Annotated in this window: 20 protein-coding genes and 1 pseudogene; 8 read left to right on the forward strand and 13 right to left on the reverse strand. The window is 69.3% G+C overall.

Translation table 11 applies throughout. The annotated features are described in order from the left end of the window. A pseudogene (locus H7I57_RS23460) lies at positions 1 to 223 on the forward strand (hypothetical protein); the annotation flags it as partial. A gap of 13 nt (positions 224 to 236) precedes the next feature. On the opposite strand, the gene H7I57_RS23465 reads toward H7I57_RS23460, so the two are convergent. Genes H7I57_RS23465 through H7I57_RS23475 form a run of 3 tightly spaced genes read right to left on the reverse strand, consistent with a single transcriptional unit; the run spans position 237 to position 2,655 of the window. Continuing rightward, positions 237 to 839 carry a M15 family metallopeptidase gene (locus tag H7I57_RS23465; protein WP_264026462.1) on the reverse strand — a complete coding sequence of 201 codons (603 nt, stop codon included), beginning with the start codon at positions 837 to 839 and terminating at the stop codon, positions 237 to 239. A 53-nt stretch (positions 840 to 892) separates the two neighbouring features. Then, positions 893 to 1,240: a VOC family protein gene (locus H7I57_RS23470; protein ID WP_264026423.1), complete on the reverse strand. Its 348-nt coding sequence runs from the start codon at positions 1,238 to 1,240 to the stop codon at positions 893 to 895. Then, a complete protein-coding gene (locus H7I57_RS23475; RefSeq protein WP_264026424.1) occupies positions 1,231 to 2,655 on the reverse strand; it encodes an acyl-CoA synthetase in 1,425 nt (474 codons plus the stop codon). Before H7I57_RS23475 ends, H7I57_RS23470 begins: the two co-directional genes overlap by 10 nt. Before the next feature lie 41 nt (positions 2,656 to 2,696). Here H7I57_RS23475 and H7I57_RS23480 point away from each other — a divergent pair, with 41 nt between their 5' ends. Both H7I57_RS23480 and H7I57_RS23485 read left to right on the forward strand, forming a co-directional pair. Then, positions 2,697 to 3,245, forward strand: a complete 549-nt coding sequence (locus H7I57_RS23480) for an NUDIX domain-containing protein (protein ID WP_264026425.1) — start codon at positions 2,697 to 2,699, stop codon at positions 3,243 to 3,245. A 165-nt stretch (positions 3,246 to 3,410) separates the two neighbouring features. Next, positions 3,411 to 3,911 carry an Rv2253 family sensor-like surface protein gene (locus tag H7I57_RS23485; protein WP_264026426.1) on the forward strand — a complete coding sequence of 167 codons (501 nt, stop codon included), beginning with the start codon at positions 3,411 to 3,413 and terminating at the stop codon, positions 3,909 to 3,911. Positions 3,912 to 3,941: 30 nt separating this feature from the next. Here the strand turns inward: H7I57_RS23485 and H7I57_RS23490 are convergent, their stop codons facing one another. Further along, positions 3,942 to 4,904, reverse strand: a complete 963-nt coding sequence (locus H7I57_RS23490; RefSeq protein WP_264026429.1) for a proline dehydrogenase family protein — start codon at positions 4,902 to 4,904, stop codon at positions 3,942 to 3,944. A gap of 3 nt (positions 4,905 to 4,907) precedes the next feature. Next, positions 4,908 to 6,539, reverse strand: a complete 1,632-nt coding sequence (gene pruA, locus H7I57_RS23495; RefSeq protein ID WP_264026464.1) for an L-glutamate gamma-semialdehyde dehydrogenase — start codon at positions 6,537 to 6,539, stop codon at positions 4,908 to 4,910. Positions 6,540 to 6,640: 101 nt separating this feature from the next. On the opposite strand from pruA, the gene H7I57_RS23500 reads away from it, so the two are divergent. Further along, positions 6,641 to 8,224 (forward strand): PucR family transcriptional regulator, encoded by a 1,584-nt coding sequence (locus tag H7I57_RS23500; RefSeq protein ID WP_264026431.1) that lies wholly within the window; start codon positions 6,641 to 6,643, stop codon positions 8,222 to 8,224. A gap of 81 nt (positions 8,225 to 8,305) precedes the next feature. Here H7I57_RS23500 and dapC read toward each other — a convergent pair whose 3' ends face one another. Beyond that, the gene (dapC, locus tag H7I57_RS23505) at positions 8,306 to 9,394 is read right to left on the reverse strand and encodes a succinyldiaminopimelate transaminase (protein WP_264026465.1); all 1,089 of its coding nucleotides are present in this window, start codon (positions 9,392 to 9,394) and stop codon (positions 8,306 to 8,308) included. 53 nt (positions 9,395 to 9,447) lie between these two features. Then, on the reverse strand, positions 9,448 to 9,771 hold the full coding sequence (gene fdxA / locus H7I57_RS23510; RefSeq protein WP_264026433.1) for a ferredoxin: 324 nt from the start codon (positions 9,769 to 9,771) through the stop codon (positions 9,448 to 9,450). Positions 9,772 to 10,050: 279 nt separating this feature from the next. Here fdxA and H7I57_RS23515 point away from each other — a divergent pair, with 279 nt between their 5' ends. The 3 genes from H7I57_RS23515 to H7I57_RS23525 all read left to right on the forward strand — a co-directional run bounded on the left by H7I57_RS23515 (position 10,051) and on the right by H7I57_RS23525 (position 13,345). Then, positions 10,051 to 10,614: a PadR family transcriptional regulator gene (locus H7I57_RS23515; protein WP_264026435.1), complete on the forward strand. Its 564-nt coding sequence runs from the start codon at positions 10,051 to 10,053 to the stop codon at positions 10,612 to 10,614. Next, a complete protein-coding gene (locus tag H7I57_RS23520; RefSeq protein ID WP_264026436.1) occupies positions 10,611 to 12,632 on the forward strand; it encodes an NADPH-dependent 2,4-dienoyl-CoA reductase in 2,022 nt (673 codons plus the stop codon). The genes H7I57_RS23515 and H7I57_RS23520 overlap by 4 nt, the downstream gene beginning before the upstream one ends. Before the next feature lie 167 nt (positions 12,633 to 12,799). Beyond that, positions 12,800 to 13,345, forward strand: coding sequence for a YceI family protein (locus H7I57_RS23525; protein WP_264026438.1), 546 nt, complete (start codon positions 12,800 to 12,802; stop codon positions 13,343 to 13,345). 54 nt (positions 13,346 to 13,399) lie between these two features. Here H7I57_RS23525 and H7I57_RS23530 read toward each other — a convergent pair whose 3' ends face one another. The 5 genes from H7I57_RS23530 to H7I57_RS23550 form a co-directional block, all read right to left on the reverse strand. Further along, positions 13,400 to 13,864, reverse strand: a complete 465-nt coding sequence (locus tag H7I57_RS23530) for a DUF2231 domain-containing protein (RefSeq protein ID WP_264026439.1) — start codon at positions 13,862 to 13,864, stop codon at positions 13,400 to 13,402. Beyond that, entirely contained in the window at positions 13,861 to 14,784 is a 924-nt protein-coding gene (locus tag H7I57_RS23535) for a fumarylacetoacetate hydrolase family protein (RefSeq protein ID WP_264026440.1), read from the reverse strand. Before H7I57_RS23535 ends, H7I57_RS23530 begins: the two co-directional genes overlap by 4 nt. A 72-nt stretch (positions 14,785 to 14,856) precedes the next feature. Next, the gene (locus H7I57_RS23540; protein WP_264026442.1) at positions 14,857 to 17,427 is read right to left on the reverse strand and encodes a bifunctional FO biosynthesis protein CofGH; all 2,571 of its coding nucleotides are present in this window, start codon (positions 17,425 to 17,427) and stop codon (positions 14,857 to 14,859) included. 131 nt (positions 17,428 to 17,558) lie between these two features. Next, the gene (locus tag H7I57_RS23545; RefSeq protein WP_372510342.1) at positions 17,559 to 17,993 is read right to left on the reverse strand and encodes a hypothetical protein; all 435 of its coding nucleotides are present in this window, start codon (positions 17,991 to 17,993) and stop codon (positions 17,559 to 17,561) included. Positions 17,994 to 18,123: 130 nt separating this feature from the next. Then, positions 18,124 to 18,525, reverse strand: coding sequence for an SRPBCC family protein (locus H7I57_RS23550; RefSeq protein ID WP_264026445.1), 402 nt, complete (start codon positions 18,523 to 18,525; stop codon positions 18,124 to 18,126). An 86-nt stretch (positions 18,526 to 18,611) separates the two neighbouring features. On the opposite strand from H7I57_RS23550, the gene H7I57_RS23555 reads away from it, so the two are divergent. Then, positions 18,612 to 19,445: an AraC family transcriptional regulator gene (locus tag H7I57_RS23555; protein WP_264026446.1), complete on the forward strand. Its 834-nt coding sequence runs from the start codon at positions 18,612 to 18,614 to the stop codon at positions 19,443 to 19,445. On the opposite strand, the gene mshB is transcribed toward H7I57_RS23555, so the two are convergent. Beyond that, the gene (mshB, locus tag H7I57_RS23560) at positions 19,419 to 20,276 is read right to left on the reverse strand and encodes an N-acetyl-1-D-myo-inositol-2-amino-2-deoxy-alpha-D-glucopyranoside deacetylase (protein ID WP_264026448.1); all 858 of its coding nucleotides are present in this window, start codon (positions 20,274 to 20,276) and stop codon (positions 19,419 to 19,421) included. The two genes, H7I57_RS23555 and mshB, sit on opposite strands and share 27 nt — an antisense overlap. Between the last annotated feature and the right edge of the window lie 24 nt (positions 20,277 to 20,300).

Genomic DNA, 20,300 nt, shown 5'->3' on the forward strand with positions numbered 1-20,300 from the left:
CACCGGTCGAAAACTCAGCGCGGGATCACTGGCCCGCCCACCCACCACACCCCCACCCGCGGTCGCCCCCTACACCGGTCGAAAACTCAGCGCGGGATCACTGGCCCGCCCACCCACCACACCCCCACCCGCGGTCGCCCCCTACCCCGGACCCACCGGCGAACGCGCCGACTGGTGGTGGTACCAACCCTTCCAACCACCACCACCACAGTCAGTTAACTAGGCAGCTGTGGCCATCAGCCCGCGGCATTGGGCCGCAGCGGCGGGCAGTTGCCGTTCGCGTCGGCCACGAGCTCGAAGTGCCAGATCTCATTGGCGTAGATCTGGCACAGGCCGAACTGGCGTCCGTTGGCGATGAGCCACCTGTCGGCCTCGGCCGGGCCGATGTCTATCGCCTGACCCATCACGTGTTTGGACACCTCGGGCGTCGCGACGAACTCGGCCGCTTTCTCGACGCTGCCGTAAGCGACGACCGCGTCGTCGAAGAGCCTCTGCTGGAAGCCTTTCGAACGCCAGCCCGAGGTGACCCACAGTGCGATGCCCTGGGCCTCTGCGGCACGCGCGGCGTCCTGCGCAGCCGCCAGCAGAGTCGGATCGAGCTGGGAAAGAATCGGATTGGCGACATCGAACGGTGACAGCATGGTGCCGTCGGCCAGCCAGCCGCCGGTGGTGTCGACGGCCGCCGGCCCGATGGTCAACGCGTCGGCGGGCGGCGCCTGAGGACCCGGAGCCGGAGGAACCACGATGCTGGTCTGCACCAGCGCCACCTGCGGTGACTGACCGCACCCCGCCGTCGCCAGGGCAGTGAGCGCGCCGCCGATCACCGCGAGCACGCGCAAATTGCCAGAAGTCCGCGGCGTGTCGCGTGCAGACACGCGAGCTCGGGGAGAGATCACGGGGCCGCCAGGATGCAGAACTCGTTGCCCTCGGGATCGGCGAGCACCACCCAACTCTCGTCGCCCTGGCCGATGTCGACATGCCGTGCGCCCAGCGCGATCACCCGCGCGACCTCCGCGTCCTGATCGTCGGGGGTGAGGTCGAAGTGGATACGGTTCTTGACCACCTTGGCCTCGGGAACCGCCAGGAAGAGCCAGTCCGGCCCGGCGCCTTCGGGGGCTCGCAACACCACATCGCCGTCGTCGGTGGATTCTGCGGGCCAGCCCAGCACCTCGGACCACCACGACGCCAACGCGTGGATGTCGGCAGCGTCGATGCAGACTTCGCTGAACCTCAAACCCATTGCACCAGTTCCTTCTTGAGCACCTTTCCCATCGCGTTGCGGGGCAGGCTGTCCACCAGGCGCACCTCCCGCGGGCGCTTGTGCGCCGAAAGCTGCTGTGCCACATATTCGATCAACTCGTCCGGCGAGGCGTCACCGACGACGAACGCGACGATGCGCTGGCCCAGGTCGTCGTCGGGCACGCCGACCACCGCGACTTCCCGGACGCCGGGATGCCCGAGCAGCGCGGTTTCGATCTCGCCGGCTCCCACCCGGAAGCCGCCGGTCTTGATCAGGTCCACCGATTCCCGACCGACGATCCGGTGCATTCCGTCACCGTCGATGACGGCGACGTCGCCCGTCCGGTACCAGCCGTCGGGCCCGAGGACCTCGGCAGTGGCGTCGGGGCGGTTGAGGTAGCGGTCGAACATCGTCGGGCTCTGCAGGTGCAGCCGGCCGATCGTCTCACCGTCGTGGGGGACCTGGCCGCCGTCTTCGGAGTGAAGGCGCGTCTGCACACCCGTCAGCGGTAGGCCGACCCAGCCCGGTCGGCGCTCGCCCGCGGCAAGGGTGCTCAACGTGATCAGTGACTCGGTGCTGCCATAGCGTTCGACCGGCTGATGCCCGCTCAGCGCGGCGAGGCCGTCGAACACCGGGACGGGCAGCGGCGCACTGCCCGACACCAGCAGACGGGCAGGGGCCAGCGCGCGTGCCGCGTCACCGTCCTCGACGATCCGCGACCATACCGTCGGCACCCCGAAGAACAACGATCCCCCCGCCTCCGACGCGGCCTGAGCGTAGGCCGCCGGACTGGGTTTCCCGGTGTGCACGAAGCGGTTCCCGATGCGCAGCGACCCCAGCAACCCCAGCACCAGGCCGTGCACGTGGTACAGCGGCAGCCCGTGCACCAGCGTGTCCTCCGCCGTCCACTGCCAGGCCGCGGCGAGCATGTCGATGTCGGCCGCGATCGCACGCCTGCTCACGACCACCCCCTTCGGCGGTCCCGTGGTGCCGGAGGTGTAGATGATCAGCGCGGTGGCGTCCGGCGACGGCTCGGCATAACGGTGCCACGAACGGGCGTGCAGCCGGACGGGGACGTGGGGCAGCCCTTCCTGCGCGGCTCCGTCGGGCTTCTCCCCCAACCACGCCTGCGCACCGGAATCGGTGAGGATGTGACGCCGCTCGGCAGCGCCGACATCGGCGGGCACCGGCACGACCGGCACCCCCGCGATCAGGCAGCCCGCGACGGCGAGCACCGTCGCCACCGTCGGCGTGGCCAGCACGGCCACCCGACCCGCCGCCCCGACACGTTCGGCCACCGAGGTCGCCGCGCCGACGAGGTCGCTGCGACTCAGCGTCGCCCCGTCGATGCGCACCGCGTCACCGATGTCGGCACCGGCGGCGACGGCCGCGGGATTCAGTGAGGCCAGCAGCACAGGAAGCCAGGCTACTCTCCGCGGCTGGGCATACTGAGCACGTGGATTCGATCCGGGCCGTGGGGTCGCGAGAGGTGTATCGGAACAACTGGCTGACGATCCGCGAAGACGACATCCGCAGGCCCGACGGCAGCAGCGGAATCTACGCGGTGGTCGACAAGCCGGCGTACGCGCTGGTGATTCCGCGAGACGGCCGCAACGGCGCCGACCGGTTCCACCTCGTCGAGCAGTTCCGCTACCCCCTGGGGCTGCGGCGCTGGGAGTTCCCGCAGGGCACCGCGCCGGGACGGGCCGCCATCGACCCCGCCGAGCTCGCCGCCCGCGAGCTCCGGGAGGAGACGGGGTTGATCGCCGAGTCGATGACCGAGATCGGTCTTCTCGATGTCGCACCGGGGATGAGCAGCCAGCGCGGCCGGGTCTTCCTCGCGACCGGCATCACGGAGGGTCCCCACGACCGTGAGCACGAGGAACAGGACATGCGCAGCGCGTGGTTCACCCGCGCCCAGGTCGAGAAGATGATGCGCGACGGCGTGATGACCGACGCGCAGTCGATGGCGGCGTGGACCCTGATGGTGCTCTCCGAGCGCTGACCAGCATCCTGTCCTGAGGTCCGTTCCGCACGAACGTCATTCATCCCCGGACTCCGATACCAACCCGTGATCCAACCGTGCCCCAACGGGCCGTGTCGATCGGGCAGGTTGACGGCGAGGGCAATTAGGTTTCAAAGGCCACACCCAGACCACTGTGAGGGAACCATGTCTGCCCGACGGGCGCGCAACGCACTGGCATCCGCGACTTTTGTTGCGGCCGCATTTGTTTGCGCCGATGCCACCGCGCAAGCCGCGCCTCCGGACTGGAGCGGACGCTACACCGTGGTGACCTTCGCGTCGGACAAGATCGGCACCAGCATCGCCGCCCGCCAACCGGAGCCCGACTTCAGCGGCCAGTACACGTTCACGACGTCCTGCGCGGGCACGTGCGTGGCCACGGCCTCCGACGGCCCCGCGCCGAGCAACCCCACCATCCCGCAGCCGACCCGCTACACGTGGAACGGCAAGCAGTGGGTGTTCAACTACAACTGGCTGTGGGAGTGCTTCCGCGGCGACGACGTCCCCCGCGAGTACGCCGCGGCCCGCTCGCTGGTGTTCTACGCGCCCACGTCGGACGGATCGATGTACGGGACGTGGCGTACCGAAATCCTCGAAGGGGTCTGCAAGGGGACCATCGTCATGCCGGTCGCGGCGTATCCGGCGTAACCCCGCAGACTCGGCGATGGGGCGCGCGCCCTAGCGGCGGCGTTCGGCCAGGGCTCGCAGGAAGAACGTCAGGTTGGCGGGCCGCTCGGCCAGGCGTCGGACGAAGTAGCCGTACCACTGGGTTCCGAACGGCACGTAGATGCGCACGTTGTTGCCCTCCCCGGCCAGTCGGCGCTGCTCACCGTCGCGGATTCCGTAGAGCATCTGGTACTCGAAATCGTCCACGCCGCGGCCGTTCTCACGAACCAGGGCAGGGACCGCGTCGATGATCTCGGGATCGTGCGAGGCCACCATCGGATAGCCGCTCCCTGCCATCAGGATGCGAAGGCACTGCAGGTACGAGGCGGTGACGTCATCGCGGCCACGGAAGGCGACCGACGTCGGCTCGTCATAGGCGCCCTTGCACAACCGGATTCGCGCGCCGGACGCCGCGAACTCGGCACAGTCGGCGCGCGACCGCTTCAGGTAGGCCTGCAGCACCGTGCCGACCCAGCGGAAGTCGGCGCGCAAGTCGCGCACGATCGACAGGGTGGAGTCGGTGGTGGTGTGGTCCTCGGCGTCGACGGTCACCCAGACGCCGACGCGTTGCGCGCGTTCACAGATCGCGCGAGCGTTCTCAAGCGCGATCTTCTCGCCGTCCCTCGGCAGCGCCTGCCCCAGCGCGGAGAGCTTGAGCGACACCTCCAATGGCCGTACGGTTGCGGGCTCTTCACCCCGGGTCGAAAGAGCATCCAGCAACGCGAGGTACGCCTCGACGGAGGCGTCAGCCGCTTCGGCGTCGCCGACGTCCTCACCGAGATGGTCGATCGAGACCAGCCGCCGCGAATCACGAAGCCGCTCCACCGAATTCATCACATCGGCGATGCACTCCCCCGGCACGAAACGGTGCACTACGTCGCGGGTCACCGGTAGCCGCTCGGCGGTGCGCCGCAGCCCTTCCCGTCTCCCGGCGGCCAGGATCACGGGCCGGGCGACACGCTGAAAGACGCCCACGGCTCACGCCTCCATGTGGGGATACGCGTGATCGGTGGGCGGCACGAACGTCTCCTTGATCGACCTCGCCGAGGTCCAGCGCAGCAGGTTCAGCGCGGACCCGGCCTTGTCGTTGGTGCCCGACGCGCGCGACCCGCCGAATGGCTGCTGCCCGACCACCGCGCCGGTGGGCTTGTCGTTGACGTAGAAGTTGCCCGCCGCATGGCGCAGGCGCCGCTGCGCCTGCAGCACCGCCGAGCGGTCGTCGGCGATCACGGCGCCGGTCAGGGCGTACCGGGCACCGGCGTCGACGACGTCGAGGATGCGCCCGTAGTCCTCGTCGGGGTACACGTGGACGGCCAGGATCGGCCCGAAGTATTCGGTGGCGAACGCCTCGTCGGCCGGATCATCGGACAGCAGCACCGTCGGCTTGACGAAATAGCCTTCGCTGTCGTCGTATTCGCCACCGGCTGCGACCGTCATGCCGGCAGCGCCCTTCGCACGTTCGATGGCCTTGACGTTCTTGGCGAATGCCCGGTCGTCGATCAGCGCTCCGCCGAAATTGCTCAGATCGGTGACGTCGCCGTACTGCAGCGCCTCGGTGGCGCCGAGGAAGTCGTCGCCCATCTTCTGCCAGACCGACCGGGCGATGAACGCCCGCGACGCGGCCGAGCATTTCTGCCCCTGATAGTCGAACGCACCGCGAATCAGGGCGGTGCGCAGGACATCCGGGTGTGCCGAGGGGTGCGCCACCACGAAGTCCTTGCCACCGGTCTCCCCCACCAGACGCGGGTAGGTGTCGTAGCGATCGATGTGGGTGCCGACCTCGCGCCACAGGTGCTGGAAGGTGGCGGTCGAACCGGTGAAGTGGATGCCCGCCATCCGTCGGTCGGCGAGCACCACGTCCGAGACCGCCTTTCCGTCACCGGCCACGAGGTTGATCACTCCGGCGGGCAACCCCGCGGCCTCGAGCAGCTGCATGGTCAGGTAGGCCGCGAACATCTGCGTGGGCGAGGGCTTCCATACCACGGTGTTGCCCATCAGCGCGGCGGCCGTGGGCAGGTTGCCCGCGATGGCGGTGAAGTTGAACGGGGTGATCGCGTAGACGAAGCCCTCCAGTGGCCGGTAGTCGGTGCGATTCCACACGCCGCGTGAGCTGACAGGCTGCTCGGCCAGGATCTGGCGCGCGAACGCGACGTTGAAGCGCCAGAAGTCGATGAGCTCGCAGGCCGAATCGATCTCGGCCTGATACGCGGACTTGGACTGGCCCAGCATGGTCGCCGCGGCGATCTTCTCCCGCCACGGTCCTGCCATCAGGTCGGCGGCTCGAAGGAATACCGCGGCGCGCTCGTCGAACGGCGTGGCCTCCCATCCGGGTTTGGCCGCCATCGCCGCCTCGACGGCAGCGGCGGCGTCGGCGTGGTCGGCATTGGTGAGGGTGCCCAGCCGTGCGGCGTGCCGGTGCGGCTGCACCACGTCGACACGGTCTCCGGCGCCCATCCGATGCTTCCCGCCGATGACGTGCGGCAGGTCGATCGGGTCGCCGGTGGTGAGGCTCGCCAGCGCGTCGACGAGCCTGGCGCGCTCCGGGGATCCGGGCTTGTATTCGTGAACCGGTTCGTTTTGCGGCAGAGGTACCTGCGTTATCGCGCTGATCGCGTCCATGCAGCAAGGATGCCCCTTTCCGGCGCGTTATCCGATGGCTGATCGGACAAGCCCTGGCACACTGGATAGTCCGAACAGCCAAAGGAGCAGTGATGGCGCCGACGGCCGCCCCTGGACTGGGTCTTGGCCAGCTGCTGCTCGCGTTGGACCGCACGATGGTCACGTTGGTGGAGGCGCCTCGCGGGCTGAACATGCCGGTGAGCTCGGTGGCGCTCGTCGATGCCGACGACGTGCGGCTGGGCCTGGCCCTGGGCCCGGGGCCCGCCGATCTGTTCTTTCTGCTCGGCGTGTCCGACGCCGAGGCGATCGACTGGCTCGAACGGAACGCGGGCCGACCCGCCGCGGTCTTCGTCAAGGAGCCCACCCCGACGGCGGTGGCTCGCGCCGTCGCCCTGGGCACCGCAGTCGTCGCCGTCGATCCCCGAGCCCGCTGGGAGCACCTGTACCGCCTGGTCAACTACGCGTTCGCGCATCACGGCGACCGCAGCGACCCGCTGCGCGACTCCGGCACCGACCTGTTCGGCCTGGCGCAGTCGATCGCCGACCGCACCCGCGGCATGATCTGCATCGAGGACGCCGAGAGCCGAATGCTGGCCTACTCGGCCTCCAGCGATGAGGCCGACGAGCTGCGCCGCCTGACGATCCTGGGCCGCGCAGGTCCGCCCGAGCATCTGGAGTGGATCGGACAGTGGGGCATCTTCGATGCGTTGCGGGCCGGCCCCGAGGTGGTCCGCGTCGACGAACGCCCCGAACTCGGACTGCGGCCCCGGCTGGCGGTCGGCGTGCACCTCGCGCCCGGTGACGGCCGACCGGCCCCCAGCTTCGCCGGAACCATCTGGCTGCAGCAGGGATCGACCCCGCTCGCCGACGACACCGAGGAGATCCTGCGGGGCGGCGCGGTACTGGCGTCCCGGATCATCTCGCGGCTGGCGGCGGCACCGTCACAGCATGCGGCCCGGGTGCAGCAGCTGCTCGGCCTGACGACCGGCGAAACCGACGACGTGGGCGTGCTCGCCCGCGAGCTGGGCGTTCCCGCCGAGGCCCGCGCGGCGATCGTCGGCTTCCGCGGGGTCGCGGCAGCCGTGCCGTCCGAGGTGGTTGCGTTGAGCGCCAGCGCTTTCCGCGCCGACTCGCAGGTCGCGTCCGTCGGCGATCGGGTCTATGTGCTGTTTCCGAAGATCGGAGCGGCGGCGGCGGTCACGTCTTGGGCGCGCGGTGTGGTCGCCGCCCTGCGCCGCGAACTCGGCCTCGACGTCCGTGCGGTGACTGCCGCACCCCTGAGCGGGCTGAGCGGGGTGGCGACGGCGCGAACAGAAGTGGACCGCGTGTTCGACAGCGCCGTGCGTCACCCCGGCGCCATCGGCCAGGTCACCTCGCTCGACGAGGCACGGACGACAGTGTTGCTCGACGAGATCGTCTCGCACGTCGCGGCCGAACCGCGCCTGGTGGACCCGCGGGTGCGCGAGCTGTGCGCGCGAGAGCCGATGCTGGCCGACACGCTGCGGGCGTACCTCGACGGGTTCGGTGACGTCGCCGCGATCGCCCGGCAGTTGCACGTCCATCCCAACACCGTGCGCTATCGCGTCCGCCGGGTCGAGAAGCTCCTGGAGACATCGCTGGCCGACGCCGACGAGCGCCTGGTGCTCGCGTTGGGCTTACGCGCCACCGAGCGCTGAGCAGCCTCAGCCCAATCGCTGCACCGCAGCCTCAGCCCAATCGCTGCACCGCAGCCTCAGCCCAATCGCTGCACCGCAGCCTCAGCCCAATCGCTGCACCGCAGCGGCGACACGTTCGTCCGTGGCCGTCAACGCCACCCGCACATGGCGGGCCCCGCGGGGCCCGTAGAACTCCCCGGGCGCGACGAGGATGCCGCCCTGCGCGAGCCACCCGACGGTGTCGCGGCACGGTTCACCTCGCGTCGCCCACAGATAGAGCCCCGCCTCGGAGTGCTCGACGGTGAAACCCGCCGACCGCAGGGCAGGCAGCAGGGCGTCGCGCCGGCGCGCGTAGCGCTCCCGCTGCTCCCGCTCGTGTGCGTCGTCGTCGAGTGCGGCCACCATCGCGGCCTGCACCGGGGTGGGCACCATCATGCCGGCATGCTTGCGCACGGCCAGCAGTTCGGCCACCACTGCGCCGTCGCCTGCGACGAAGCCGGCCCGGTAACCGGCCAACGACGACGTCTTCGACAGCGAGTGCACCGCCAGCAGCCCGGTGTGGTCACCGTCGCAGACCCGCGGATGCAGGATCGACAGCGGCTCGTCGTCCCAGCCGAGCCCGAGGTAGCACTCGTCCGAGGCGACGAGCACCCCACGCTCCCTGGCCCAGCCGACCACCTTGCGCAGGTGGTCGACACCGAGCACCTTGCCCGTGGGGTTGCTCGGCGAGTTCAGGTACACCAGGGCGGGTGACGCGGGGCCGAGTTGGGTCAGCGAGTCCGCGCGCAGCACCGTGGCACCGGCGAGCAGGCCGCCCACCTCGTAGGTGGGGTAGGCCAGTTCCGGGACCACCACCGTGTCGCCGGCGCCAAGGCCGAGCAGCGTCGGCAGCCAGGCGATGAGCTCCTTCGTGCCGATCACCGGCAGCACCGCGCCGGCTGTCAGACCGGTGATCCCGTACCTGCGGTGCAGGGCGGCGACGGCCGCCTCCCGCAGCGCCGGCGTGCCTGCGGTGGTGGGATATCCGGGTGCGGCGCTGGCCGCGGCGAGGGCGTCGCGGATCACCGGCGCGACCGGATCGACGGGTGTACCCACCGACAGATCGACGAGACCGTCGGGGTGTGCTCGCGCCAGCGCGGTCACCTCGGCCAGGGTGTCCCATGGGAACACCGGAAGCGACGCCGACTTCAGCGGCCGGCGGGTGACCTCACGCGGTTCGCGAGGGGCGGGCTGTGCCGTCGGACTCAGTCCTCACCCTGCGGGGGCAGATCCTTGACGACCTGCGGGTCGTTGTCGGTCTGGCCGACCTTCGACGCACCGCCGGGCGAGCCGAGTTCGACGAAGAAGTCGGCGTTGATCTGCGTGTAGCTACTCCACTGATCCGGCACATCGTCTTCGTAGTAGATGGCCTCGACGGGACACACGGGTTCACAGGCTCCGCAGTCCACACACTCGTCGGGATGGATGTACAGCATGCGTGCGCCCTCGTAGATGCAGTCGACAGGGCATTCCTCGATACATGCCTTGTCTTTGACGTCGACGCAGGGCTCGGCGATCGTGTACGTCACGAACTTCTCCTCAAGTTCTCTCGAACTACTACCTACCAGTGGGCTGCTGTCTAGGCGGGGCTCAGCTGATCAACGCGGCCGGCCTCAGCAAGTATCCCTGCCGTTAGTTGGACGCGTGTCTCAGTGTGCCCTAACTCCCACACAACCCTGGTTTAAGGGTTGCGCGTGGTTACAGATACTAAACGTCCCACATACAGGTCGCCTAGCGCCACACGACTATGCGCGTGAGTGCACTGCAACTAGTTGCATAACGCCGGTGGGCGTGCCTACGCTGCGGCGGTGGCGCTTCTGCACGCGATCCTGGTCTCCCTCTGCGAGCAGTCGAGTTCGGGCTACGAACTGGCCCGCCGGTTCGACAAATCGATCGGCTATTTCTGGGCAGCCACCCATCAGCAGATCTACCGCACCCTGCGCGCGATGGAAGACGACGGCTGGGTGCACGTCACCCCGGTCGAGCAACAGGGCCGGCCCGACAAGAAGGTCTACACGGTCTCCGATGCGGGCCGTGCCGAACTCGCGCGCTGGATCGCCGCTCCACTGGTAGGGCGGGGCAGGAATGGCACCGTGGCCGACAGCCGAACACGCGACCTGGCGGTGAAGATTCGCGGGGCGGTACATGGCGACGTCGACGCGCTCCGCGATCAGGTGGTGTCGTTGCGCTCGGATCGCGCCGAACTGCTCGAGGCGTACCGGGGGTTCGAGAAGACCCAGTCTCCCGATCCGGATGCGTTGACCGGCGCCGATCTCCACCAGTACCTGGTGCTGCGCGGCGGCATCCGCGCCGAGGAGGGTGTCATCGCATGGCTCGACGAGGTGGCGGCAGGGCTGGGACGGAACCGATGAGCCGTACCTCGCCTTACCCATACCTGTTGTCCCCGTTGAATCTCGGGTTCACCAAGCTGCGCAACCGCGTGGTGATGGGGTCGATGCACACCGGCCTCGAGGACCGCGCCCGTGACACCGACCGGCTCGCCGAGTATTTCGCCGAGCGTGCCCGCGGCGGCGTCGGGCTGATCATCACAGGCGGTTACGCACCCAACCGCACCGGCTGGCTGCTCCCGTTCGCCGCGCAGATGACCTCGACGGCGGCCGCCCGCAGGCACCGCAAGATCACCGACGCCGTGCACGATGCCGACGGCAAGATCCTGCTGCAGCTCCTGCACGCGGGACGTTATGCGTTCCATCCCTTCTCGGTCAGCGCCTCGTCGATCAAGGCGCCCACCAATCCGTTCCGGCCCCGCGCGCTGCGCGACGTCGAAGGCACGATCGACGACTTCGTCCGCAGCGCCGCCCTGGCCCTCGAAGCCGGCTACGACGGCGTGGAGATCATGGGCAGCGAGGGTTATCTGCTCAACCAGTTCCTTGCGCCGCGGACGAACAAGCGCACGGACACGTGGGGCGGCTCCCCCGAGAGACGACGCCGTCTGCCGGTGGAGATCGTGCGTCGAACCCGTGCGGCGGTGGGCCGCGACTTCATCATCAGTTACCGGATGTCGATGGCCGACTACGTCGAGGACGGTCAGAGTTGGAATGAGATCGTCGCGCTGGCAACCGAAGTCGAAGCGGCCGGGGCGACGATCATCAACACCGGTATCGGCTGGCACGAGGCGCGGATCCCGACCATCGTGACCTCGGTGCCCAACAGCGCATTCGTCGACATCAGCAACGCGGTCTCCGAACACGTCGGCATCCCGGTGGTGGCCTCCAACCGGATCAACATGCCGCAGGCCGCCGAGCAGATCCTCGCCGAGACGGACGTCAGCCTGATCTCGATGGCCCGACCGCTGCTGGCCGACCCGGACTGGGTGGCGAAGGCGGGTGCGGGCACGGCCGACGAGATCAACACCTGCATCGCGTGCAACCAGGCCTGCCTTGATCACGCGTTCGCCCACAAGACGGTGTCGTGCCTTCTCAATCCGCGGGCCGGCCACGAGACCACGCTGACGCTCAGCCCGACCCGGCGTACCAGGCGCGTCGCCGTCGTCGGCGCAGGCCCGGCCGGCCTGGCCACGGCCGTCACCGCGGCCCAGCGCGGCCACCGGGTCACGCTGTTCGAGTCTGGGCCGACGATCGGCGGCCAATTCGATTTGGCACGAAGGATTCCCGGTAAGGAGGAGTTCGGCGAGACCATCCGCTACTTCACCCGCATGCTCGACAAGCACGGCGTCGACGTCCGGCTCGACACCCGCGCCGAGGTCGTCGAACTGCAGGGTTTCGACGAGGTGGTGCTGGCCACCGGCGTCACGCCGCGGATGCCCGACATCCCCGGGATCGACCACCCGATGGTGTTGTCATACGCCGAGGCGATCACCGGCAGACCCGTGGGCAGGTGCGTCGCGGTGGTGGGCGCGGGCGGCATCGGTTTCGACGTCAGCGAGTTCCTGACCACCGGGCACTCCCCCACGCTCGACCTCGAGGAGTGGAAGGCCGAGTGGGGCGTCGCCGATCCGTGGGAGGCACGTGGGGCGTTGACGACCCCGCTGCCCGCGCCTGCGGTCCGCGAGGTCTACCTGCTACAGCGCACCAAGGGGTCGCAGGGCCGAAACCTGGGTGGGACGACGGGATGGGTGCACCGGGCGTCGTTGCGGGCCAAGGGCGTTCACCAGCTCTCCGGGGTGAACTACGAGCGCATCGACGATGCCGGGCTGCACATCAGCTTCGGGCAGAACCACGGCGACCCGCGGCTGCTCGAGGTCGAGAACGTCGTGATCTGCGCGGGCCAGGAGTCGGTGCGCGACCTCGAGGACGGCCTGCGGGCGCGCGGGATCACCCCACACGTCATCGGCGGTGCCGCGGTCGCCGCCGAGCTGGACGCCAAGCGGGCGATCCGCCAGGGCACCGAGCTCGCCGACCGGCTGTAAGCCACTACGCCGGTGCGTTGCCCGTCTCCCGCGTCACCCGCAGGTGCGGCACATGGTCTGCGGGACCGCCTGGGAATGCTAAACCGGGAATGAATACGGACCATGGTCCGTTTAACCGGAGGTACCCGGTCGGACTTCCGACCCCCTTTCGAGAAGAGAGACATCACATGACCACCGCCACCGCACAGCTCGCCACCGGTACCTGGACGATCGATCCCGTTCACTCGTCGGTCGGTTTCTCGGTACGTCACCTCGTGGTCAGCAAGGTCCGAGGAGAGTTCGACACCTTCAGCGGCGCGATCACCGTCGCGGAAGACGGCACGCCGTCGGTGCGCGCCGAGATCGCCGTCGACTCGGTCAACACCCGCAACGAGCAGCGCGACGCGCACCTCAAGTCCGCGGACTTCTTCGACGCCCAGAACCACCCGGTCGCGACATTCGCCTCCACCGCGGTACGCGCAGACGGTGACCGCTACATCCTCGACGGCGACTTCACCCTCAAGGGCATCACCCGGCCCATCTCGCTGGATCTGGAGTTCAACGGCGTGAACCCCGGCATGGGCCACGGCGAGGTCGCGGGTTTCGAGGCGTCGGTCGTCTTGAACCGCAAGGACTTCGGCATCGACATCGACATGCCGCTGGAGACCGGTGGCGCGGTCGTGGGCGACAAGGTGACGATCACCCTGGAGATCGAGGCACTCAAGCAGTCCTGACCCCGCGACGGTGCAGCCACCGCGAGGGAACCCGCGGTGGCTGCACCGTCGGCGCTATTCGGCGATGACGCCCCACTTGGCTTCGGTGCCCGCGTGGCCGATGCGCACCACCTGGACGATCGACGACACACCCACGACGAGGGCGACGACCGCCACCACCACGGTGGCGACCGTCTTCGGCGCCTCGGACCGGCCGGCGCGCACATGGAGCACCGCGATCGCGATCGCCATCACCAGCAGCGCGATCGAGAAGTAGATCATCGTCTCGCCGCGCTCCGCGTGGTTCTCGAGGATCAAGCTATGGGAGTCTTCGCGGTTGTACAGCCATTCACCGGCCTTCACGGTCAGTGGCGTCAGCACCAGGTTCACCACGGCCAGCGCCAGCACCAGCCACACGAACCGCTGCCGGGCGGCGGGCCACAACGCGCAGAGGATGCCGAGCACCGCCGTCAGCGGCGCGAGGACGACGATGGCGTGGACGAGCAGCGCGTGCGCCGGCAGTCCTGCGATGGTGTTCATGGCAGCTCCTTGGCTCCTGAGATCGGATGGCTGATCTCACCGATCTGGTCGATGGCCAGCGACAGCCGGTCCCCGGGCCGCAACCAGTGCCCGGTCTCCATGCCGCTGCCGCCGGGAAGCGTGCCCGTGGCGAAAAGCTCACCGGGATAGAGTCGTTCGCTTCGCGACGCGTGCGCGAGCACATCTCCGAGCGACCATTGCATTCCGCGGCTGAACACCGTGCTGACGGTGGTGCCGTTGACGGCGACCGAACCGCTCAGATCATCGATGTGCGGCAGGATCTCGTCGGCGGTGACGGCGAGCACCGACATCGATGACGCGAAGTGCTTGGATTTCTGCGGGCCCAGCCCGGTCGCCATCTCGCCGCGTTGGACATCGCGGGCACTGAAGTCGTTGACGACGACGAACGCGCCGATGGCGTCGACCGCCTCCTGCGGGGTCGCGTCGAACAGCGGGGCCCTGAGCACGAACCCGATCTCCAACTCGAAATCCAGCGCCGAGGAGTACGAAGGGATCGCGACCGGAGCGCCGCTCGGGACGAAGCTCAGGTGGTTGGACATGTAGTAGATGGGTTGGCGATAGAACAGCGCGTTGGGTTTGAAGAGCGGAAACGGCCTTCGCGTCAACCTCTCGATTCCCTCGGCCGCGCGTGACTGGGCGGGATGGAAGCGTCGCACCAGTCCGCGCGCCGCGTCGATCGCATGCCGCTCGTAGAGCATGAAGTCCCGAAACGACGCCGGCTGAAACGGCAGCACATGCCCCGACAGATCCTGATGCCGCTGCGCGTTGGCCAACTCCCAGTCACGGTCGAAGACCACCCCACCCAGCGCGGACGTGTCCGGCGCGGGCACCCACGATCCGTCCGGTGCGAGGGACTGCAGTTCCAGCACGCCGTCGGCACAGACACGTCGAAGCTTCACACCCTCCGTCCTACCAGGCGGGGCGCCGGACGGGCAGCAAGTCCGCGCCCGATGCCGACGAGCGGGGACGGGTCAGGCGGCCAGAGGCGTGTAGGTGGTGGTGCGCTGGCGTGCGGGACGGCCGATGCCCGAGGCGATGCCCACCAGATCTTCGACGCTCTTGTACGAACCGAACTCCGAGCCCGCCATCCTCGAGATGGTCTCCTCCATGAGGGTGCCGCCGAGGTCGTTGGCGCCGCCGTTGAGCATCACCTGCGTGCGTTCGACGCCGAGCTTGACCCAGCTGGTCTGGATGTTGGCGATCCTGCCGTGCAACATGATTCGCGCCAGGGCGTGCACCGCACGGTTGTCGCGGTGCGTCGGACCGGGCCGCGCACCACCCGCGAGGTACAGCGGCGAGGACTGGTGCACGAACGGCAACGGCACGAACTCGGTGAAACCACCGGTGCGGTCCTGGATCTCACGCAGCACGTTGAGGTGCCCGACCCAGTGGCGCGGGGTGTCGACGTGGCCGTACATCATCGTCGAGGACGATCTCAGACCGACCTCGTGAGCGGTGGTCACGACCTCGATCCACGCCGACGTCGGCAGCTTGCCCTTCGTCAGCACCCAGCGCACCTCGTCGTCGAGGATCTCTGCGGCCGTCCCCGGAATCGACCCGAGTCCGGCCTCCCGCAGCGCGGTCAGCCAGTCCCGAATACTCATGCCGCTCTTGGTGACTCCGTTGGCGATCTCCATCGGGCTGAACGCGTGCACGTGCATCGACGGCACCCGCGCCTTGACCGCGCGGACCAGATCGGCGTACCCGGTGACCGGCAACTCGGGATCGATGCCGCCCTGCATGCACACCTCGGTCGCCCCCGCGACGTGCGCCTCCCACGCGCGGTCGGCGACCTCTGCGGTCGACAACGAGTAGGCATCGGCGTCGCCCTTGCGCTGAGCGAAGGCGCAGAACCGGCAACCCGTGTAGCAGATGTTGGTGAAGTTGATGTTGCGGTTGACCACGAACGTGACGTCGTCGCCGACGGTGTCGCGCCGCAGCGAATCAGCCAGCGCGGCAACGGCATCCATCGCAGGACCGTCCGCGGTGGCCAGCGCCAGGTACTCGTCGTCGCTGCAGCCCGCCGGGTCCCGCTCGGCCGAACGCAACGCGGCCAGCACGTCGGTGCCCAGACGTTCGGGCGCGCGGGAGGCCAACTCGTGCACCTTCGCCCGGATCGACTCCCAGTCGCCGAACGCACTGCCCAGATCGCTGCGCGTCTCGGTGAGCCTGCCCTCGTCGTCGATCGCCGAGTGCAGGTCGGTGCGACCCAGTGACTCCGACGCCTCGTCGGGCTCCTGCCACGGGCTGCCCTGCGGGTTGACATCGAGCGCGTAACCGGTGTCCGGGTCGGCCAGCGCGTCCACATGGCCACGCACCCGTGGGTCGATCCACGCGGCACCGGCCTGCACGTACTGCGGCTGGGCAGTGAGTCGCTGCACCAGGTCGTAGCCCGCCTCGGCGGTGACGGCCGCGAGTTCGTCGAGTGCAGGCCAGGGACGTTCCGGGTTGACGTGGTCGGGCGTCAGCGGGGACACCCCGCCCCAGTCGTCGACACCGGCCCCGATCAGCGCCAGGCACTCGGCGCGCGATACCAGGTTCGGCGGAGCCTGGATCCGCATCTTGGGGCCCATCACCAGGCGGGTGACGGCCAGCGTCGCGAGGAACTCGTCGATGTCGGTGTCGGGCGTCGACGCCATCGCGGTGTGGTCCTTGGCGCGGAAGTTCTGCACGATCACTTCCTGGACGTGCCCGAACTCCTTGTGTGACCGGCGAATGGCGTGGATGGTTTCGGCGCGCTCGGCGAGGGTCTCGCCGATGCCCACCAGCAGTCCGGTGGTGAACGGGATGGAGAGCCTGCCCGCGTCGTCGAGCGTGCGCAGCCGCACCTCGGGATCCTTGTCGGGGCTGCCGTAATGGGCCAGGCCCCTGGTCTCGAACAGCCGCCGCGACGTCGTCTCCAGCATCATGCCCATCGACGGTGCGACCGGCTTGAGGCGCGACAGTTCCGACCAGCTCATCACGCCCGGGTTCAAGTGCGGCAGCAGGCCGGTCTCCTCGAGCACCCGGATCGCCATCGCGCGCACGTAGTCCAGTGTCGAGTCGTAACCGCGTTCGTCCAGCCACTGGCGCGCCTCGTCCCACCGCGCCTCCGGTCGGTCACCGAGAGTGAACAACGCTTCCTTGCAACCCAATTCGGCGCCGCGGCGAGCCACGTCGAGGATCTCGTCCGGCTCCATGAACATGCCCCTGCCCGCGGCCCGCAGCTTGCCGGGCACCGTGACGAAGGTGCAGTAGTGGCAGGTGTCCCGGCACAGGTGGGTGACCGGGATGAAGACCTTGCGCGAGTAGCTGACCGGCAATCGGCCGGTGGCGCCACGCCTGCCCGCGGCCTCAAGTCCGGCGTCGCGCACCCGGGAGGCGCTGGCGCACAGGTCGGCGAGGTCGTCCCCGCGCGCCGTCATGGCGATCGCGGCTTCGTCGACGTTGAGTGCCACTCCGTCACGCGCCCGCCGCAGCACCCGTCTCAGGGCAGCAGGGGTGGGCCGGGGCGGTACGACCGGGCTGGGCAGATCGGCGCCGCGCTGGGTGTTCAGAGCCACTTCCCTGTAACCCCGGCGATGTCGCGGATCATCCGCGCGTCCCACTATCTGAAACCGAGTGCGCCTGCCATCCGCGGGACATGGGGATCACAGTAGTCACCCGACGCGGCTGCCGGAGTCCGCCCCGGTTTTCATGCGCTCGTCGGGGCCCGCATGATCACCCATGCGGCGGGCAGCGCTCCCAGCGCGAGGAGCAGCACCGGCGCGAACTCCATGATCCCGGGACCGCCGAACACGATGTCGTCGCCGGGTCCGCCGAAGGTGAACGCCAGCACGGTCAGCAGCCAGGCCCACAACGGCAGCGCCGCCACCCGGGGGCTGGAAGTCCACTGCAGCGCCACCCACACCAGCAGCGCGTTGACAACGCCGCTGAGCACGGCGCTGACGGGCAGAGGTACCGATCCGATCCGCAGCGGCAGGAAGAACACCGCCATCAGGGCCGAGAGCACGCCGTCGGCGGTGAGGACGGCCAGCACCACGAAACGGAGCCGGTCCGACACCGGCGCGGCGGGCGCTGTCAGGTCGGGATGCTGTCGAGCACGGAAACCAGCGAACCGATGACCCACTGGTAGCTGTCGAGACGGTCTTGCCAGTGCTGCAGGTTGGGATCCAGGTCCGGGTCCATGTGCTTCCCCTCCGTGCGTCCGTGGCAGTGGTTGCGGGTAGCTTACCCGGTCGCCGGTCGCCGATCCTCGGCTAATGCGCATCGAGCGTGCGGGTGATCACCAGGCCGGCCCCCTGCATCGCCTCCCGCAGCGGCTGGGCCAGCTCGTCCGGCAACACGTCGCGTGACCAGGCGAACCGGCAGCGGTCGACGCCGTCGGGGATGACCTGCATGACCGCGTTGTCGTGCTCGGGTCGCAGCGAGTCGCCGATGACCGAATAGGCGATGCGGCGCGCATCGTCATCGCGAGCGACCAGCCGCTCCCGGGCGATCGTGCCGTTGGCGAAGGTCACCACCCGGACGTCACCTTCGGCGTGCGACGACACCACGTACCCAGGTGCCATGGCGACCGGGCCGTCTGCCCAGTCGCCGATCACCCGCCACACCCGCGCCGCGTCGGCGTTGATCGCGAACTCCGTATGAATCGATGCCATGCACCCAGCGTGCGCCCACAACCACGAACGGGGCTTGAAGATTCTTGCGTCGCCGACGTGTCGGACGGCGCGGTTAGGGTCGGGTCGTGCCCGCTGCGGTGACCCTGGTGAAGCGCCCGGAATTCAGCCTGCACGCGTGGACGTGCCACGGCGGGGGCACGGGATGGTCGGACCCCGAGCACCCAGTGGATGCCCGGCTGGTGCTGGTCCGCGCCGGACGTTTCCGGCGGCACAGCCGCAGCGGCCGGGTCGATCTGGACCGCACGGTCGGGTATCTGGGCGCGCCCGGCGAAGAGGAGCGCTTCGCGCATCCACACGGCGGCGACGTGTGTACCTCTCTGCAGCTGGCCGAGCAGTACTGGCGGGAGCTGGTCGGCGACCCCGCGCGTGTCCACCGGGGCACGTTCTACGTCGACGCGGAAGTCGAACTCGGGCACCGCATGCTGCTGGCGACCGACCCCGCCGATGCAGAGGGTGTGCTCGCGGAGCGGTTGGTCCGTCTCGTGGCGGCGGCGCTTCGCCGGTCGACCGATCGCAGGATGCCGGTGACCGATCGGACCACGCCCGCCGACCAGCGGCTGGTGCAGCAAGCGCGCGCCGCCATCCACGATGATCACCCGGCTGCAGGCGGGCTGTTCGCCTTGGCGGCGTTCCTCGGCGCGTCCCCGTATCGGCTGAGCCGAGCCTTCTCGCGCGAGCTGGGCGTGTCGATGACGAGATACCGCAATCGGGTGCGGGTGGGGCGGGCCCTCGACGGACTGCGCGCGGGCGACACGACGGTCGCCGACCTGGCCGCACGGCTGGGGTTCGCCGACCAGGCCCACCTGACGCGCACGCTGCACGAGCATGTCGGACACCCGCCGACAGCCGTGCGCCGGATGCTGGCCCCGCCGTCAACCCAGGTTCAGGCCCGCCAGTAGGTCGGTCTCCCATCCGTGGTCGTCGCGCTGCCCGGCGGTGCCTGCTGCCAGGACGTAGTACTCGGTCGTGTCGAGCGGCAGCGCGATGTCGTTCGACAGGGCGAAGGTCCGCCCGTCGGGCGAGACGCTGACCTGCGTTTCATGGGCGCGAAGCGCTGCGAGCTTGGCGGGCAGGTGCGCGGTCAGATCCAGCGCCGCGTCGATCGCGTCGTCGGAGTGGCCGACGAGGGGCAGGTCGTCGGCGTCCACCGTCACCCACCCGTCCGGCACATCGGTCATCGCGCCCAGCCCGGCGGTCAGCGCCGTCGCCGACGTCACCGTCCAGTAGAACTTGGGCGCCCGCCAGGTGGCCGCGGCCACCGCGGCCGTCGTCACGTGGTGGGCGCGGATGTGGTCGGGGTGGCCGTACCCGCCGTTCGAGTCGTAGGTGACGACGACGTGCGGGCGGAGGTCGTCGATGGCCGCGGCCAGCGCGCGGACCTGCTCGTCGAGGTCGCCGTCGACGAAACGCCGCCGCCCGGGCCGCGCCGGCGTGCCGTCCATCCCCGAGTCGCGCCAGCGCCCGGCGCCGCCGAGGAACCGGGGTCGGTCGACGCCCAGTTCGGCCAGCGCCGCGGTCAGCTCGCCGATGCGGTAACCACCCAGCTGGTCGGCCGCGTCGGCGGCGAGCCGGGCCCATTGCTCACCAATGACCTCGCCTTCCTCACCCAGCGTGCAGGTGACGACGTGCACCTGCGCGCCACGGGCCACGTAGTGCGCGATCGTGCCGCCGGTGGTGAGGGTTTCGTCGTCGGGGTGGGCATGGACGAAAAGCAGCCGCGCGGTCTCCATTCCGATCAGTTTGCCTGCTCATCG

Origin of the sequence: Mycolicibacterium pyrenivorans (assembly GCF_025821625.1) — a bacterium.
Classification (GTDB): Bacteria; Actinomycetota; Actinomycetes; order Mycobacteriales; family Mycobacteriaceae; genus Mycobacterium; species Mycobacterium pyrenivorans.

Bases quoted from the DNA above. Each gene is read 5' to 3' on its own strand.
- H7I57_RS23500 (WP_264026431.1), top strand. From the start codon at position 6,641: ATGGCGCCGACGGCCGCCCCTGGACTGGGTCTTGGCCAGCTGCTGCTC.
- H7I57_RS23525 (WP_264026438.1), top strand. From the start codon at position 12,800: ATGACCACCGCCACCGCACAGCTCGCCACCGGTACCTGGACGATCGAT.
- H7I57_RS23470 (WP_264026423.1), bottom strand. From the start codon at position 1,240: ATGGGTTTGAGGTTCAGCGAAGTCTGCATCGACGCTGCCGACATCCAC.
- H7I57_RS23485 (WP_264026426.1), top strand. From the start codon at position 3,411: ATGTCTGCCCGACGGGCGCGCAACGCACTGGCATCCGCGACTTTTGTT.
- H7I57_RS23520 (WP_264026436.1), top strand. From the start codon at position 10,611: ATGAGCCGTACCTCGCCTTACCCATACCTGTTGTCCCCGTTGAATCTC.
- H7I57_RS23550 (WP_264026445.1), bottom strand. From the start codon at position 18,525: ATGGCATCGATTCATACGGAGTTCGCGATCAACGCCGACGCGGCGCGG.
- mshB (WP_264026448.1), bottom strand. From the start codon at position 20,276: ATGGAGACCGCGCGGCTGCTTTTCGTCCATGCCCACCCCGACGACGAA.
- H7I57_RS23530 (WP_264026439.1), bottom strand. From the start codon at position 13,864: ATGAACACCATCGCAGGACTGCCGGCGCACGCGCTGCTCGTCCACGCC.